At 65.6% G+C, this 16,588-nt stretch carries 15 protein-coding genes; 6 read left to right on the forward strand and 9 right to left on the reverse strand.

Annotated features, from left to right (window positions below; genetic code table 11):
• Positions 1–262: 262 nt before the first annotated feature.
• Positions 263–937 carry a GMP/IMP nucleotidase gene (gene yrfG / locus QZ497_RS14095; RefSeq protein ID WP_295476129.1) on the reverse strand — a complete coding sequence of 225 codons (675 nt, stop codon included), beginning with the start codon at positions 935–937 and terminating at the stop codon, positions 263–265.
• Between the two features lie 80 nt (positions 938–1,017).
• On the opposite strand from yrfG, the gene nudE reads away from it, so the two are divergent.
• Both nudE and cysQ read left to right on the forward strand, forming a co-directional pair.
• A complete protein-coding gene (nudE, locus tag QZ497_RS14100) occupies positions 1,018–1,584 on the forward strand; it encodes an ADP compounds hydrolase NudE (RefSeq protein WP_295476131.1) in 567 nt (188 codons plus the stop codon).
• Between the two features lie 5 nt (positions 1,585–1,589).
• Positions 1,590–2,423 (forward strand): 3'(2'),5'-bisphosphate nucleotidase CysQ, encoded by an 834-nt coding sequence (gene cysQ / locus QZ497_RS14105; RefSeq protein ID WP_295476152.1) that lies wholly within the window; start codon positions 1,590–1,592, stop codon positions 2,421–2,423.
• A gap of 221 nt (positions 2,424–2,644) precedes the next feature.
• Here cysQ and QZ497_RS14110 read toward each other — a convergent pair whose 3' ends face one another.
• The 7 genes from QZ497_RS14110 to rfbB all read right to left on the reverse strand — a co-directional run bounded on the left by QZ497_RS14110 (position 2,645) and on the right by rfbB (position 9,723).
• Entirely contained in the window at positions 2,645–3,103 is a 459-nt protein-coding gene (locus tag QZ497_RS14110; protein WP_295476133.1) for a thioesterase domain-containing protein, read from the reverse strand.
• A complete protein-coding gene (locus QZ497_RS14115) occupies positions 3,100–4,479 on the reverse strand; it encodes a sigma-54 dependent transcriptional regulator (protein ID WP_295476135.1) in 1,380 nt (459 codons plus the stop codon). Before QZ497_RS14115 ends, QZ497_RS14110 begins: the two co-directional genes overlap by 4 nt.
• Positions 4,476–6,290 (reverse strand): ATP-binding protein, encoded by a 1,815-nt coding sequence (locus tag QZ497_RS14120; protein ID WP_295476136.1) that lies wholly within the window; start codon positions 6,288–6,290, stop codon positions 4,476–4,478. The genes QZ497_RS14115 and QZ497_RS14120 overlap by 4 nt, the downstream gene beginning before the upstream one ends.
• A gap of 61 nt (positions 6,291–6,351) precedes the next feature.
• Positions 6,352–7,227: a dTDP-4-dehydrorhamnose reductase gene (gene rfbD / locus QZ497_RS14125; RefSeq protein ID WP_295476138.1), complete on the reverse strand. Its 876-nt coding sequence runs from the start codon at positions 7,225–7,227 to the stop codon at positions 6,352–6,354.
• Positions 7,224–7,772, reverse strand: coding sequence for a dTDP-4-dehydrorhamnose 3,5-epimerase (rfbC, locus tag QZ497_RS14130; RefSeq protein ID WP_295476140.1), 549 nt, complete (start codon positions 7,770–7,772; stop codon positions 7,224–7,226). The genes rfbD and rfbC overlap by 4 nt, the downstream gene beginning before the upstream one ends.
• Complete coding sequence (gene rfbA / locus QZ497_RS14135) at positions 7,769–8,644, reverse strand: glucose-1-phosphate thymidylyltransferase RfbA (protein WP_295476142.1); 876 nt, start codon at positions 8,642–8,644, stop codon at positions 7,769–7,771. The genes rfbC and rfbA overlap by 4 nt, the downstream gene beginning before the upstream one ends.
• Positions 8,641–9,723 carry a dTDP-glucose 4,6-dehydratase gene (gene rfbB / locus QZ497_RS14140; protein ID WP_295476144.1) on the reverse strand — a complete coding sequence of 361 codons (1,083 nt, stop codon included), beginning with the start codon at positions 9,721–9,723 and terminating at the stop codon, positions 8,641–8,643. The genes rfbA and rfbB overlap by 4 nt, the downstream gene beginning before the upstream one ends.
• Before the next feature lie 243 nt (positions 9,724–9,966).
• On the opposite strand from rfbB, the gene QZ497_RS14145 reads away from it, so the two are divergent.
• The 4 genes from QZ497_RS14145 (at position 9,967) to QZ497_RS14160 (ending at position 16,244) form a co-directional block, all read left to right on the forward strand.
• Positions 9,967–12,876, forward strand: coding sequence for an aminotransferase (locus tag QZ497_RS14145; protein ID WP_295476146.1), 2,910 nt, complete (start codon positions 9,967–9,969; stop codon positions 12,874–12,876).
• Positions 12,877–13,210: 334 nt separating this feature from the next.
• Entirely contained in the window at positions 13,211–14,323 is a 1,113-nt protein-coding gene (gene aguA, locus QZ497_RS14150) for an agmatine deiminase (protein ID WP_295476154.1), read from the forward strand.
• Positions 14,324–14,511: 188 nt separating this feature from the next.
• The gene (locus tag QZ497_RS14155; protein ID WP_295476148.1) at positions 14,512–14,712 is read left to right on the forward strand and encodes a hypothetical protein; all 201 of its coding nucleotides are present in this window, start codon (positions 14,512–14,514) and stop codon (positions 14,710–14,712) included.
• 251 nt (positions 14,713–14,963) lie between these two features.
• The gene (locus QZ497_RS14160; RefSeq protein ID WP_295476150.1) at positions 14,964–16,244 is read left to right on the forward strand and encodes an OprD family porin; all 1,281 of its coding nucleotides are present in this window, start codon (positions 14,964–14,966) and stop codon (positions 16,242–16,244) included.
• A 69-nt stretch (positions 16,245–16,313) separates the two neighbouring features.
• Here QZ497_RS14160 and QZ497_RS14165 read toward each other — a convergent pair.
• The coding region (locus tag QZ497_RS14165; protein ID WP_295473523.1) for an isochorismatase family protein at positions 16,314–16,588 on the reverse strand (275 nt) is incomplete at its 5' end.

The raw sequence follows: 16,588 nt of genomic DNA on the forward strand, positions 1-16,588 counted from the left end.
TCCTCGAATAGGCCTGATACATAGATGCAACCGGGCAGCAGTGTTTAAAGCAAAGCGTGTTGACAGTGTGGGGCGAGTCCATACATAGGAGCGGCTTCAGCCGCGAAGCGACCGCATGTTCGCAGCAAATGCAGTGAGTTTCCTGGCGCTTTCGCGGCTAAAGCCGCTCCCACCAAGCCACATAACGACTAACTGAACTGTATTGGCTTTAGCCGCAATGTCTTTTCGCGGCTGAAGCCGCTACCGGGTTCGGCATGGCGGCTCAAGTCGGGCCGGCAAGGTTGTCGATCAGTGTCAGGTAGCTGTCCACCGCCGCGAACTCCTCGGTGTCTTTCGGGCCCTTGCGGCTGTCAGGTTCGCGGACCGCCAGCAGGTGTGCCACGCCGTAGGTGCGGGCGCTGCGCAGGATCGGCAGGGTGTCGTCGATGAACAGGCTGCGCGTCGGGTCGAAGCCGGTGTCGGCATGCAGGGCATCCCAGAACTGCGGGTTTTCCTTGGGGAAACCGTAGTCGTGGGAGCTGATCAGACGCTCGAAATAGGGCGCCAGCTCGATGCGTTCGAGCTTCAATGACAGCGAGTCGCGGTGCGCATTGGTGATCATGATCACCCGCTTGCCGGCCTTCTGAATGGCGGCCAGGAAGGTCTGCGCGTCGGGGCGCAGGGCGATCAGGTGGGCGACTTCCTGCTTCAGCTCGCGGATCGGCAGCTTCAGCTCGCGGCTCCAGAAATCCAGGCAGTACCAGTTCAGCGTGCCGGCGTTGTCGATGAACAGCGGCTTGATCTCCAGCCACGCCATGGCCTCGCTGATGCCGTGGCGTTCGGCGTAGCGGCGCGGCAGGTGGTGCATCCAGAAATGCTCGTCGAAATGCAGGTCGAGCAGGGTGCCGTCCATGTCCAGCAGGACGGTGTCGATGGCGTTCCAGGGCAAGGCAGGCATACCGGGTTCTCTATGGCTCACTGAAGGGAATATCCGGGAAAAGCCACGTATAGTACTGCGCTCATGCCCAGGAGTCTGTCATGCGCCAGAAACCCGCCGTACTTGCCCGTGAAATCGTTGCCAGCAGTCACCTGTTCCGGGTCGAGGCCGTGCAACTGCGCTTCAGCAACGGCCAGGAGCGCACCTACGAGCGGCTGGTGGGGCGTGGCACCGGACATGGCGCGGTGATGATCGTGGCCATGATGGATGCCGACCACGCGCTGCTGATCGAGGAATACTGCGGCGGTACCGAAGCGTACGAACTGTCGCTGCCCAAGGGCCTGGTCGAGCCCGGCGAAGACGTGCTGGCTGCCGCCAACCGCGAACTCAAGGAAGAGGCCGGCTACGGCGCGCGGCAACTGGAGCACCTGACCGAGCTGTCGCTGTCGCCGGGCTACATGAGCCAGAAAATCCAGGTGGTGCTGGCCAGCGACCTCTATGAGGAGCGCCTGGAGGGCGACGAGCCGGAGCCGATCCGCGTCGACAAGGTCAACCTGCGCGACCTTGCCCTGCTGGCCCAGAATCCCTGCTTCAGCGAAGGCCGCGCCCTGGCCGCGCTGTATCTTGCCCGTGATCTTCTCACCCAACGTGGACTGTTCCTGCCATGAGCCTGATGCCCGACAACCTGCCCCATCCCTTGCTGGCCCCGGTGATCGACCTGGCGCGGCGTGCCGGCGAGGCGATCCTGCCGTTCTGGCGCAGCGACGTGGCGGTGACCGCCAAGGCTGACGATTCGCCGGTCACCGCCGCCGATCTGGCGGCACACAAGGTGCTGGTCGAGGGATTGCGTGCCCTTGCCACGGACATTCATGTGCTGTCCGAAGAGGACGCCGACATCCCTGCCAGCGAGCGCGCCACCTGGGAGCGCTGGTGGCTGGTCGATCCGTTGGATGGCACCAAGGAATTCATCGCGGGCAGCGAAGAGTTCACCGTCAACGTGGCGCTGGTCGAGCGTGGCCGGGTGGTGTTCGGTGTGGTGTCGATGCCGACCAGCGGGCGTTGCTACTTCGGTGGCGCCGGGCTGGGCGCCTGGTGCAGCGAGCCGGGGCAGGCCCCGCAGGCCATCCAGGTGCGTACGCAGCCGCCGGGCAGTGAGGCCTTTACCGTGGTCGCCAGTCGTCGGCACAGCAGTGCGCAGCAGGAAAGCCTGCTGAACGGCCTGGCTGGGGTATTGGGTGAGCTGCGCCTGGCGAATATCGGCAGCTCGCTGAAGTTCTGCCTGCTCGCCGAAGGCGCCGCCGACTGCTATCCGCGCCTGGCGCCGACCTCGCAGTGGGACACCGCCGCTGCCCAGGGCGTGCTGGAAGGCGCAGGCGGCGTGGTATTGCAGCTCGATGGCCAGCCGTTCAGCTACCCGCCGCGCGAGTCGCTGCTCAACCCATTCTTCCTGGCCCTGCCGGCCGAGGCCCCCTGGCGCACCAAACTGCTGGAGCTGGCCCAAGGCTAGGTTGATCTCGATTAAGCACTGTGCGGCTGTAGGACCGGCTTCAGCCGGGATTGCGAGTTCAGTTAGTCGCTATATGGCTCGGTAGGAACGGCTTTAGCCGCGAAAGCGCCAGGAAACCCACTTTATCTGCTGTGAACAGGCGGTCGCTTCGCGGCTGAAGCCGCTTACCCGGCCTTTTAGCCGCAAAAGAGCCAGAGCGCGCCCAACTCACCTGTAGCGCTTCAGCGATGCACCACGAACTGCCCGGTGAAGCGCACCGCTTCGGCGTCGTTGTCCGGGGCGGTGATCACACTATGCAACTCCAGGCGGGCGCGGCCACGGCGCTGGTAGGTGGCCAGGAAACGCTCCCAGGCAGCCTGCTCAGGCGCCGTGCAGCAGGCGATGGCATCACCGCGCACCGGCAGCGGATAGCTGATCTGCCCGTCCTGAATCACGATATGCCCATCCTCGACCCCCGCTTCACGCAGGCGCAGGTGCAGCCAGCCCCAGCCGGCCAGCACCGCGCCGCAATACAGGCTGCCGCCGAACAGCGTGCTCTTGTGGTTCACGTTGGGCGCCAGCGGCAGGTGCAGGCGCAGCCGATGGTCTTGCCAGTCGATGACCTTCACGCCCATGTCGCGGGTCAACGGAATGTCGTGGTGCAGCAGTTGCTCCAGGTTCAGGGCTGCTGACGTATTCATTCGGCGTCCTCCGCATGGCTGTCACCGAAGGTCAGGCCATGTTTGCGCAGTTTGTCGTGCAGGGTCTTGCGTGGCAGCCCGAGGGCTTCGGCCAGGCTGCGCACCGAACTGTGCGGGCGGCTCAGCTCGGCGGCGATCAGCGCCTTTTCGAAGCGCTCGACCTGTTCGCTCAGGCCGCCGGTGCTGCTCGGTTCCTGGGCGCTGGTCATGCCTTCGAGTTCCAGCTCCAGGCCCAGGGCGAAGCGTTCGGCGGCGTTCTGCAACTCACGTACGTTACCCGGCCAGGTGTGACGCAGCAGCAGGGCGCGTTGCGCCGGTCCGAGTTCGCGCTTGGCAATGCCATGGCGCTGGCTGGCCGCCTCGGTGAAGTGCTCGAAGAGGATCAGTGCGTCCTCGCCGCGCTCGCGCAGTGGCGGAATGCGCAGCGAGGCGACATTCAAGCGGTAATACAGGTCGGCGCGGAAGCGCCCCTGGTCGGCGGCCTGGCGCAGGTCTTCCTTGGTCGCGGCGATCACCCGGATATCCAGCGGGATCAGCTGGTTGCTGCCCATCCGCTCGACGGTGCGCTCCTGCAGCAGACGCAGCAGCTTGACCTGCACGTCGAGGCTCATGCTTTCGATTTCATCGAGGAACACGGTGCCGCCATTGGCGAATTCGAACTTGCCGATGCGGCGCTTCTGCGCGCCGGTGAAGGCTCCGGCTTCATGGCCGAACAGCTCGCTTTCGACCACCGATTCGGCCAGGGCGCCAGCATTGATGGCCACGAAGGGGCCATTGCGACGCCCGGAGAGGTCGTGCAGGGCGCGGGCCACCACTTCCTTGCCGGCGCCAGTTTCACCGAGGATCAGCACGTCGGCGCGGGTTGCGGCCAGGGCGCCGATCTGTTCGCGCAGGCGCAGCAGTGGCGCCGAGTGACCCACCAGCCGGGTACTCAGCTGCTGGCGGTCGCTCAGCGCCAGGCGCAGGCTGCGGTTTTCCAGCACCAGCTGGCGCAGGGCCAGGGCACGGCGCACGCTGTCGAGCATGGCATCGCTGGGGAAGGGCTTTTCCAGAAAGTCGTAGGCCCCGGCGCGCATCGCCTTGACCGCCAGCGGCACGTCGCCATGACCGGTAATCAACAGCACGGGCAGCTCCGGGTCCTGCTCGTGCAACTGTTCCAGCAGCTCCATGCCGTCCATGCCGTTCATGCGGATATCGCTGATCACCACGCCGGGCCAGTCGCGGCCGATGCGCCGGGCCAGCCCGGTCGCCTCGGGCAGGCTCAATACGTTGAGGCCGGCCAGGTCCAGGGTCTGCTTCAGCGCCTGGCGCAGGAACGAGTCGTCGTCGATCAGCACCACCTGAACCTGGCTGTCGATGGTGGTATCCGGAGTCATGCAGAAAGGTCCTCGGGGGGTTGAAGGTTGGCACCGGACGCGCCGCAGCGCAGGCGCAGGGTGATCAGCGCGCCGCCACTGGGGTGGTTGGCGAACTGCAGCTCGCCACCCAGGGCGTGCATCAGGGTATCGCAGATCGCCAGCCCGAGGCCCAGCCCCTGGGTGCGCGTCTTGGTGGTGAAGAACGGCTCGCGGGCGCGGGCCAGGGCTTCCTGGGAAAAGCCGGGGCCGTTGTCGCGGATGTACAGGCTGACGCCCTCCGGGCTGCTCTCGGCACTCAGCCACAGCTTGCGTGGCGGGCCTTTTTCGGTGAGGGCATCCAGGGCATTGGCCAGCAGATTGCCAAGCACCTGGCGCAGGCGGGTCTCACCGGCTTGCACCCACAGGGTGGCGGCCGGCAGGTCGCGGATCAGCTCCACGTCCATGGCGCGGCGGCGCTTGGCGACCAGCGCCAGGGCATCTTCCAGTGCCGGTTGCAGGGCCACGCTCTCCGGGGCGTGGGCGTCGCGGCGGGCGAAGGCGCGCAGGTGGGCGATGATCGAGGCCATGCGCCCGGTCAGCTCGCCGATCAGCTTGAGGTTGCCGCGCGCTTCGTCGGTGCGCTGGTGGTCGAGGAGGATCTCGGCGTTTTCCGCATAGCTGCGGATCGCCGCCAATGGCTGGTTGAGTTCGTGGCTGATGCTCGCCGACATGGTGCCCAGCGCCGACAGTTTGCCGGCCTGCACCAGTTCATCCTGGGCGCGTACCAGTTCCTGCTGCGCCTGTTCGCGCTCCAGCACTTCCTGGCGCAGGCGCCGGTTGAGGCCTTCCAGGTCGCTGGTGCGCTCCATTACCCGCTGTTCCAGCTGGCGGCGCGCCTTGCTCTCGAAGGCCAGGCGGTCGAGGTAATGGCGACGGCGCTGCATGGTCAGGCCGAGCACCAGCATGACCACCAGCAGCGTGGCCCCGCCCACCGCCACCACGGTGCGCACCGGACGGTCGATGAGCACGCGCGGGGCCATGACGTTGGCCGTCCAGCCGGTTTCATCGATGACCTGGGTCTGGGTCAGCCAGGCGTTGGCATCGAGCTTCAGCGGGCGCGGGTCGCGGGTCGGGTAGGGCTGGATGGCGACGATGGCTTTCTTTTCGTCTTCCGTCAGGGCGCGGGTGGCGTGGAAGCGCCATTCGGGGTTGGAAGTGAGGATCACCACGCCATTCTGGTCGGTGAGCAGCAGTTGCACTGGCGTCTTGCCCCACAGCGACTCGGTGTAGTCCAGGTCGACCTTGATCACCAGCACGCCGACCACTTCGTCGCCGTCGCGTACCGGTGCGGCGAAGAAGTAGCCGCGCTTGACCGAGGTGGTGCCCAGGCCGAAGAAACGCCCCAGCTTGCCGGCCAGAGCGTCGTTGAAGTAAGGGCGGAACGAGAAGTTGCGACCGACGAAGCTGTCGCGCTGGTCGTAGTTGGAGGCGGCCAGGGTGCGGCCTTCCTTGTTCATCAGGTAGATGACGTCGGCGCCGGTCTGCTGGGTGACGTCATGCAGGGCGCGGTTGGCACCCTCGATGGCCGAGGTGTTGGCCGGGTTGGCCAGCGCGGTGCGCAATGCCGGCAGGTCGCCGAGGATCGGCGGCAGCGACTCGTAGCGGTGCAGGGTGCCGAGCAGGTTGGCCACGTACAGCGCCAGGGTCTGGCGGTTCTGGCTGGTCAGTTCGCTCTGGTAATAGCGCTCGGCCAGATGCTCCAGCGGCCACAGCAGCGGCGCCAGGCAGATCGCCAGAAGGGCGAGGCTGCGCCAGCGGGGGCGGCGTGCACGGGCGGAGGTCTTGATCATGGTGGCGGCATCTGGGCGGTCGATGGGACCCCCGGCGCGGGCCGGGGGCATCAAGACCGCATTATGCCTGCCGTTGCGCCGCCAGGCACTCCAGCAGCGCGTCGTGCCAGTCGGGCTGGCTGACGCCCCATTGCTGCGCCAGGCGGCTGCAGTCCAGGCGCGAATTGAGCGGCCGGGTGGCCGGCGTGGGGTAGGCGCTGGTGGGAATCGGCTCCAGGCGTGCGCAGGGCTTGCCTTGGGCGGCCAGTTGCGCGCCGATGGCCTGGGCAAAGCCGAACCACGAGGTCTCGCCCTGTGCCGTGAGGTGGTAGACGCCCCACTCACCGGCCTGGCCGTCGCGCCAGCGCTCGATCAGTTGCCGGGTGCTGTGGGCGATGCTGCCGGCCCAGGTCGGCGCGCCGATCTGGTCGGCGACCACGCGCAGTTCCTCGCGCTCCTGCAGCAGCTTGTGCATGGTCAGCAGGAAGTTGCGGCCCTGCAGCGAATAGACCCAGCTGGTACGCAGGATCAGGTGCTGGCCGCCGACCGCCTGGATGGCCCGCTCGCCGGCCAGCTTGCTGGTGCCATAGACGCTCAGCGGGTTGGGCGCGTCCTGCTCGGTGTAGGGTGCGGGTTTGCGCCCGTCGAACACGTAGTCGGTGGAATAGTGGATCAGCGGCACGCCCAGCTCGGCGGCGGCCTCGGCCAGCAGGCCGGGTGCGGTGGCGTTGAGTGCGTGCGCCAGGTCGGGCTCGCTTTCAGCCTGGTCCACGGCGGTGTGCGCGGCGGCGTTGACGATCAGGTCGGGGCGCTCGGCGCGCACCGCGGCGAGAATCTGCCCGCTCTGGCCCAGGTCCAGGCGTTCGCGGCCCAGCACGCACAGCTCGCCCAGATCGGCCAGGCTGTGCTGCAGGTGGCGGGAAACCTGGCCGTGCTGGCCGGTGATGAGGATCTTCATATGAACAGTTCGGCCTCGCTCAGGCGCTTGCCCTGCTGGTCCTTGGCCGACAGCAGCGGCGTGACGCCCTCCAGCTGCCAGTCGATGGCCAGCTCCGGGTCGTCCCAGCGGATGCAGCGCTCGGCCGAGGGGGTATAGAAGTCGGTGGTCTTGTAGAGGAATTCGGCGGATTCGCTGAGCACCACGAAGCCGTGGGCGAAGCCTTCGGGAATCCACAGCTGGCGGAAGTTGCTGGCCGACAGGCGCACCGCCACCCACTGGCCGAAGTTCGGCGAGCCGCGGCGGATGTCCACCGCGACGTCGAGCACTTCACCGGCGGTGACCCGCACCAGTTTGCCCTGCGCGTTTTCGATCTGGTAATGCAGGCCGCGCAGCACGCCTTTCTGCGAACGGGAGTGATTGTCCTGGACGAACTGCGGATTCAGCCCGGTGGCTTCGCTGAAGGCCCGGGCATTGAAACTCTCGTAGAAGAAGCCCCGGTCATCGCCGAACACCTTGGGTTCGATGATGACGACTTCGGGCAACTGTGTGGCAATCACATTCACTGGTTTTCCCCTGCAAGCTTGAACAGATATTGACCGTAACCCGTCTTGCCGAAGTAATCGGCGCGCTTGAGCAACTGCGCGCGATCGATCCAGCCGTTCTGGTAGGCGATCTCCTCAAGGCATGCGACCTTCAGGCCCTGGCGATGTTCGATGGTCTGCACGTAGGACGAGGCGTCCAGCAGGCTGTCGTGGGTGCCGGTGTCGAGCCAGGCAAAACCGCGGCCGAAGCGTTCCACGCGCAGGTCACCGCGTTCCAGGTAGGCGTTGTTGACGTCGGTGATTTCCAGCTCGCCGCGTGGCGACGGCTTGACGTCCTTGGCGATGCGGATCACGTCGTTGTCGTAGAAGTACAGGCCGGTGACCGCGTAGCTGGACTTCGGCGCCTTGGGCTTCTCTTCGATGGACAGCGCGCGGCCGTTCTCGTCGAAGTCGATCACCCCGAAGCGCTCGGGGTCCTTGACCCAGTAGCCGAACACCGTGGCGCCGGAGCTGTGCGCGGCGGCCTTGAGCAGCTGTTCGCTGAAGTGCTGGCCGTGGAAGATGTTGTCGCCGAGGATCAGGCACACCGAGTCGCTACCGATGAACTGCTCGCCGATCAGGAAGGCCTGGGCCAGGCCGTCCGGGCGGGGCTGCTCGGCGTACTGGAAACGCACGCCGAACTGGCTGCCGTCGCCCAGCAGGTTGCGGTACTGCGGCAGGTCCTGGGGCGTGGAGATGACCAGGATGTCCTGGATACCGGCGAGCATCAGCACCGAGATCGGGTAGTAGATCATCGGCTTGTCGTAGATCGGCAGCAATTGCTTGGAGACGCCGAGCGTAATCGGGTGCAGACGAGTGCCGGAGCCACCGGCGAGTACGATTCCCTTGGTCATGCAATCAGATCCTTGTGGTCAGTGAAGCCCAGTCGTTGGCCTTGGTAACTGCCATCCTGCACCCGGCGACACCACTCCAGGTTTTCCAGGTACCAGGAAACCGTCTTGCGCAGGCCGGATTCGAAGGTCTCTTCGGGAACCCAGCCCAGTTCCTTTTCGATCTTGCCGGCATCGATGGCGTAGCGCAGGTCATGCCCGGGGCGGTCCACCACGTAGGTGATGAGGTCGGCGTAGCGTTGCACGCCCTCGGGATGCTGCGGCGCCATTTCTTCGAGCAGGGCGCAGATGCCTTGCACCACGTCGATGTTCTTCTGCTCGTTGTGCCCGCCGATGTTGTAGGTCTCGCCCACCACACCCTCGGTGACCACCTTGCACAGCGCCCGGGCATGGTCTTCGACGTACAGCCAGTCGCGCACCTGCAGGCCGTTGCCGTACACCGGCAGGGGCTTGCCCGCCAGGGCGTTGAGGATCATCAGCGGAATGAGCTTTTCCGGGAAATGGAACGGGCCGTAGTTGTTCGAGCAGTTGGTGACGATCACCGGCAGCCCGTAGGTGCGATGCCAGGCGCGTACCAGGTGGTCGGAGGCCGCCTTGCTGGCCGAGTAGGGCGAGCTGGGCGCGTAGGGCGTGGTTTCGGTGAACAGGTCGTCGACGCCATGCAGGTCGCCGTACACCTCGTCGGTGGAAATGTGATGGAAGCGAAACGCCTTGCGCTCGGCTTCCGGCAGCCGGGTCCAGTAGGCGCGGGTGGCTTCCAGCAGGGCGTAGGTGCCGACGATGTTGGTCTGGATGAATTCCGCCGGGCCGTCGATGGAGCGGTCGACATGCGACTCGGCGGCCAGGTGCATGATCGCCTGTGGCTCGAAGCGCGCCAGCACGGCGCTGACCGTGGCCTGGTCGGCGATGTCGGCCTGCACGAATTCGTAGCGGGTATTGCTGGCGATACGGCTGAGGGATTCGAGGTTGCCGGCGTAGGTCAGCTTGTCGAGGTTGAGGACTTCGTGCTCGGTGTTGTCGATCAGGTGCCGGACCACGGCTGATCCGATGAACCCAGCGCCGCCGGTGACGAGTATTCGCATGTGCTGGCCTTTCTTCCTTGTGAAGTGGGCGTGGAATTTATGCAGAAGCATAGCTTGTGGGGGCCACGCGATGTGCGCAAGCAGGATCAGGCCAGACAGTGGCCCCTGGTAATGAAAATATTCGATGGCCGGCCCCTGTACCGCCGTAAACCTGCCGTCGCCGTTCCGCTGCGGGTGGGGGCGGGTGTAGCCTGCAATCTATAGTTACTCGATTGCATCGCCGTTCCGCTGCCGAGGTCGCCCATGCCGATTGCTACCCTGATCCGCCGTTCCAGCTTGCCGTGCCCGCAGGTGAGCAACGACCAGGCCCTGTCGCTGCTGCAGGCGCATTACGGCCTGGGCGGCGCGCTGCAGGGGCTGGGCAGCCAGCAGGACTGCAACCTGTTGCTCGACACCGGGGCGGCCCGCTATGTGCTGAAGATCTGCCACGGCGACTATCGCCGCGAGGAGCTGCAAGCCCAGCATGCCGCCCTCGAACACCTGGCCGGGCGGGTCGGGGTACGGGTACCGCAGGTCATTCCGGCGCGCGATGGCGAGACCTTGCTGTCGCTGACCCTGGGCGGCCAGGCCGTGCATGCGCGCCTGCTGGAGTTCATCGATGGCCAGTCGCTGGGCGATGCCGGTCACCTGGGCCTGGACGTGCTGACGGCGCTGGGCGAGTTGTGCGCCAACGTCGACCTGGCCCTGGAAGACTTCAACCATCCGGGCCTGGAGCGCATTCTGCAGTGGGACCCGCGCCATGCCGGTGCGTTGGCCCGGCACCTGCTGCCGGTGATCGAGGATGGCGACGAACGCTTGTGCCTGCGCGAAGCGGCCGACCAGGCGCGTCACTGCCTGGCGCCGCTGATTTCCCTGCTGCCGTTGCAGGCCATCCACCTGGACATCACCGAAGACAACGTGGTGTGGGCTCGCGACGAACAATGCCGGTGGCAGCCCCAGGGGCTGATCGACTTTGGCGACCTGGTCACCACCTGGCGGGTCGCCGACCTGTCGGTGACCTGCGCGGCACTTCTGCACCATGCCGAAGGCGACCCGCTGTACATCCTGCCGATCATCCGCGCCTACCATGCGCGCAACCCGCTGCGGGTCGAGGAACTCAAGGCGCTGTGGCCGCTGATCGTCGCGCGCGCCACGGTGCTGGTGCTCAGCAGCGAGCAGCAGGTCAGCGTCGAACCCGGCAATGCCTACATCCAGGGCAACCTGGACAGCGAGTGGGCGATCTTCGATGCCGCCACCTCGGTGCCGATGGCGCTGATGGAAGCGGCGATCCTGGCCGCCGTGGGCCTGGAGCCCGATCCGGCGCCGCAGCCCGCCTGGAGTCTGCTGCTGCCCGGCCTGCGCGACCGGGCCTTCTGCGGGGTCGACCTGGGGGTGTTGAGCGAGCATTTCGAGGCCGGCAACTGGGAGCAGGATGGCATCGACGAACGCCTGCTGGCGCAAACGGCGCGGCAGACCGGCCTGGCCACCAGTCGCTACGGCGAATACCGCCTGTCGCGCACCCAGCCTGACAGCGCCCGCGAACCGGACACCTTCGCCCTGCATGTCGAACTGCACATCCCTGCCGGCACCCCGGTGCATGCGCCATTCGCCGGGTATCTGCGGCAGACCGCCGACGCCGCCCTGGTGCTGGTCGGCGATGGCTTCCAGCTGCGCCTGTGGGGCGTCGGCAGTGCACTGCCGTGCGACACCTCGTTGAGCGCCGGGCAGAGGCTCGGCGAGTGCAGCGGCATCCTGTTGGTGCAACTTTGCCGCGAGGCGGGGCTCAACGCGCCGTTGTTCTGCACGCCCGCCTGGGCGTCGGCCTGGCGGCAGCTGTGCCCGTCACCGGCCGGCCTGCTGGGCTTCGACTGCGACGCCCGGCCGCTGCCCGACCCGCAGGCGCTGCTGGCCCGGCGCGACGCCAGCTTGGCCCGTTCGCAAAAGCACTACTACCAGGCGCCACCGCAGATCGAGCGCGGCTGGCGCAACCACCTGATCGACATGCAGGGCCGCTCTTACCTGGACATGCTCAACAACGTGGCCGTGCTCGGCCATGGTCATCCGCGCATGGCCCGTGAAGCGGCGCGCCAGTGGTCGCTGCTCAACACCAACTCGCGCTTTCACTACGCGGCCATCAGCGAGTTTTCCGAGCGCCTGCTCAAGCTGGCGCCACCGGGGTTCGATCGGGTTTTTCTGGTCAACAGCGGCACCGAGGCCAACGACCTGGCGATTCGTCTCGCCTGGGCGTTCAGCGGCGGGCGCGACATGCTCAGCGTGCTGGAGGCCTACCACGGCTGGTCGGTGGCCACCGATGCGATTTCCACGTCCATCGCCGACAACCCCCAGGCCCTGGAAACCCGCCCCGACTGGGTCCACCCGGTCACGGCGCCGAATACCTATCGCGGCCCCTATCGTGGGCCGAGCAGTACTTCCGACTACCTGCGCAGTGTCGAGCAGGCCCTGGCCCGGCTGGACGCGCAGGGCCGCCAGGTGGCGGGGTTCATCTGCGAGCCGGTGTACGGCAACGCCGGTGGCATCGTCCTGCCGCCGGGCTATCTTCAAGCGGTCTACGAGCAGGTCCGCGCCCGTGGCGGGGTGGCCATCGCCGATGAGGTGCAGGTCGGCTACGGGCGGTTGGGCGAATATTTCTGGGGCTTCGAAGAGCAGGGGGTGGTGCCCGACATCATCACCTTGGCCAAGGGCATGGGTAACGGTCACCCACTGGGTGCGGTGATCACTCGCCGGGAAATCGCCGAGGCGCTGGAAGCCGAGGGTTACTTCTTTTCCTCGGCTGGCGGCAGCCCGGTCAGTTGTCGGATCGGCATGGCGGTGCTGGATGTGCTGGAGCAGGACAGGCTGCGCGACAACGCGCGGGTGCTGGGCAGTTACTTCAAGGCCCGCCTGCAGGCCCTGGCCGAGCGACATCCGCTGGTCGGTGCGGTGCACGGTATGGGCTTCTACCTGGGGCTGGAACTGGTGCGCGACCGCCAGACCCTGGCGCCGGCCACCTCCGAGACCGCCTACCTGTGCGAACGCTTGCGCGAGCGGGGGATCTTCATGCAACCCACCGGTGACCACCTGAACATCCTCAAGATCAAGCCACCGATGTGCACGCCTCGGCACAGCGTGGACTTCTTCGTCGACAGCGTGTCGAAGGTGCTGGACGAGCTTTAGGCGCAATACTGGTCAGTTAGACCGGGTAGCGGCTTCAGCCGCGAAGCGACCGCATGTTCACAACAGATGCAGTGAGTTTCCTGGCGCTTTCGCGGCTAAAGCCGCTCCTACCGAGCCCCATGGCAGACTCACTGAACTGTATGGGCTTCAGGAGGGCCGTTCAGAGGATGGATGTACGATTTATATCGATCAACCTGGCTGGTTGATCTTTCTTTTTGAAAAACCTTGATGCATATGCCGATATTTATCGGCTATAAAGGCGGTTCATTTCATCCCTGGCCGCCGGGCCGGGGTCATGCACGCAGTCAGACGCTTCCATGGAGCCCCGATGACCATGACTACCCTCGACAGCACGCCCCGCGCCGATGGCTTCCACATGCCCGCCGAATGGGCGCCCCAGACCCAAGTGTGGATGATCTGGCCCGAGCGCTCGGACAACTGGCGCCTGGGCGGCAAGCCGGCGCAGGCCGCGCATGTCGAACTGGCCAAGGCCATCGCGCGTTTCGAACCGGTGACCGTCGGCGTCTCGGCGGCCCAGTACGACAACGCCGTGGCGTCGCTGAACGTGCCCAATATTCGGGTGGTGGAACTGAGCAACGATGACGCCTGGGTGCGTGACACCGGTCCGACCTTCGTCATCAACGAGCAAGGCGAAGTCCGCGGCGTGGACTGGGACTTCAATGCCTGGGGCGGTTTCGACGGCGGCCTGTACTGGCCGTGGCATCGGGATTCCCAGGTGGCCAGCAAAGTCCTCGGCATGGAGCGCTGTGCGCGCTACGTCACGCCAGGCTTCGTGCTGGAAGGCGGCTCGATCCACGTCGATGGTGAGGGCACCGTGGTCACCACCGAGGAATGCCTGCTCAATCGCAACCGCAACCCGCACCTGACCCGCGAGCAGATCGAAGCGGTGCTGGGCGACAACCTGGGCGTGGACAAGGTCATCTGGCTTCCTGAAGGTCTGTTCAACGACGAGACCGACGGTCATGTGGATAACTTCTGCTGCTACGTGCGTCCCGGCGAGGTGCTGCTGGCCTGGACTGACGACCCGCAGAACCCCAACTACCCGCGCTGCCAGGCCGCCATGCAGGTGCTGGAGAACACCCTGGATGCCAAGGGCCGCAAACTGATCGTGCACAAGATGCCGATCCCTGGCCCGCTGTATGCCACGGCCGAGGAGTGCGCAGGTGTCGACAAGGTGCAGGGCAGCCAGGAACGCTCGCCTTCGGTGCGTCTGGCCGCTTCCTACGTGAACTTCCTGATCGTCAACGGCGGCATCATCGCACCGTCCTTCGACGACCCGCTGGATAACACCGCCCGCGACATCCTGCAGCGTGTGTTTCCGCAGCACGAGGTGGTCATGGTGCCCGGCCGCGAGCTGCTGCTCGGCGGCGGCAACATCCATTGCCTGACCCAGCAGCAGCCTGCAGGGCGCAGCGCAGACGCCTGAACGGCAGCCGGTTGGTCCTGATCTTGCTGAGCAAAGCCCATCATTCGATGGGCTTTTTTCATGGGTAACGTTTTGTAGCCATTGCTTCGCCGTTGACGGTCTATTCTCTGAACAAGCGGTGCAGCGATTCGTCTGCCTGTAACAAAGCCTTCGTACATTTGGCCGCTCATGACGCAGGAGGTGTCTCCATGAACGCTGCTCTCCGCCCATATGCCCCGCGTGCAATTGCCGCCAGTAACCAGGCCCGAGAGATCCTGGCCGCCTGGCTGAAAGTCAATCGCGCACCCAAGGCCAAGGCCGACCCGCGCCTCATGCTGCTGCAGCGCTACCCCCTGGGCCTGCTCGACGAAGCCGAGCTGGAAGCGCTGCTGAAAATCCTCTACGAATGACCTGCCAGCAGGGCCGATGGCTCTGGAACAGGCTTGTGCGCGTTTGACACCCCGCCGGGCGGCGACTAGCATTCGCCCCCCACCGGCTGTGGCCTAGCGCCATGTACGTGCATCAGTAGTCCACTGCGATGATTGCGTGCGGTCTCCCCGCTCTCCCGAGGCAGGAAGCCCAGGTGCGGCTCTGCGGATTTTCCGCAAGCGGCTGCGACCACAGCGCGGTTTTGATCCGCACTTCGCACAAGGAAAACAAGATGCTCGCTACCCGAATCAGCCTGCTCGCCCTGGGCGTGCTCGGCGCTTCCCAAGCCATGGCGCAAGGCCAGGCGGACGCCAACGGTTTCGTCGAAGACAGCCACCTGACCCTGAACATGCGTAACGCCTACATCAGCCGCGACTACAAGCATGGCAACCAGGACAAGGCCGAGTGGGGCCAGGCGTTCATGGGCAACTTCACCTCCGGCTTCACCCAGGGCACCGTCGGTGTCGGCGTGGACGCCTTCGCCCTGTACGGCGTGCGCCTGGATGGCGGCAAGGGCCGCAGCGGTGCCGGTGGTATCGACTTCTTCAAGCGTGGCGACAGTGGCCAGCCGGCTGACGACCTGACCCGCGTAGGCGCTGCGGTCAAGGCGCGCATCTCCAACACCGTGATCAAGTTCGGCGACCAGATGCCTGAGCTGCCGGTGCTGAGCTACGACAACAGCCGCCTGCTGCCAGAGAGCTATCGCGGCACTTACATCAGCTCCAAGGAAATCGACAACCTGGAACTGGTCGCCGGCCGTTTCACCAGCGAAGTGCGCAAGAGCGCCGAAGGCCATGACAGCGGTGGCCTGAAGAGCATCAACGTCTACGGTGCCAAGTACAAGTTCAGCGACGCCTTCAGCGCGGCAGCCTATGCCTCGGACAACGAGGACGTGTTCAAGAAGCAGTACGTGAACCTGAACTACGTGCTGGCCATGCCGGACAACCAGTCGCTGACTTTCGACTTCAACGGCTACCACACCAAGCTGGATCGCGATTACTCCGCAGCGGCGGCCGCCGGCGAGCGTGACAACAAGATCTGGAGCCTGGCCGCGACCTGGGCGGTGGGTATCCACAGCTTCACCCTGGCGCACCAGCGCAGCACCGGTGAAACCGGCTACAACTATGGCGGCTACCGCAATGCCGGTGGTTTCGGCGATGGCGGCAATACCATCTACCTGGCCAACTCCTACTGGTCGGACTTCAACGCCAAGGACGAGCGCTCCTGGCAAGTGGCCTACGACGTCGACCTGTCCAGCGTGATCCTGCCGGGCCTGAGCTACAAGGCGGCCTTCGTGCGTGGCAGCAACATCGACGACGGCACCAACCGTGGCAACGGCTCGGAGCGCGAAATCTTCAGCCAGGTGAAGTACGTGGTGCAGAGCGGTCCGGCCAAGGACCTGTCGCTGCGCCTGCGCAACTCCTTCCTGCGCGTGTCGAACAACGCCAGCGCCTACAACGACGACGGCAACGAAGTGCGTATCTTCGTTGATTACCCGATCAACGTTTTCTAAGCGCAGACGACAAGGCCCGCATCAGCGGGCCTTGTTCTTTGTGGTCTTGCAGCTCTGTGCGGTCCTCGCTCAGCGAGCGCTCAGCGCCGCGTAGCTGTTCATCAGGTTGCGGTAGTTGGGAATCCGCTGGCTCAGCAGGTTGCCCAAGCCTTCGATGTCGTTGCGCCAGTCGCGGTGCAGCTCACAGGCCACCGAGAACCAGTTCATCAGCTGCGCACCGGCCTGGCTCATGCGGTTCCACGCGGCCTGCTGCACGGTCTCGTTGAAGGTGCCGGAGGCGTCGGTGACCACGAAGACTTCGAAGCCTTCCTGCAGGGCCGAGAGTACCGGGAAGGTCACGCACA

Origin of the sequence: uncultured Pseudomonas sp. (assembly GCF_913777995.1) — a bacterium.
GTDB lineage: Bacteria > Pseudomonadota > Gammaproteobacteria > Pseudomonadales > Pseudomonadaceae > Aquipseudomonas.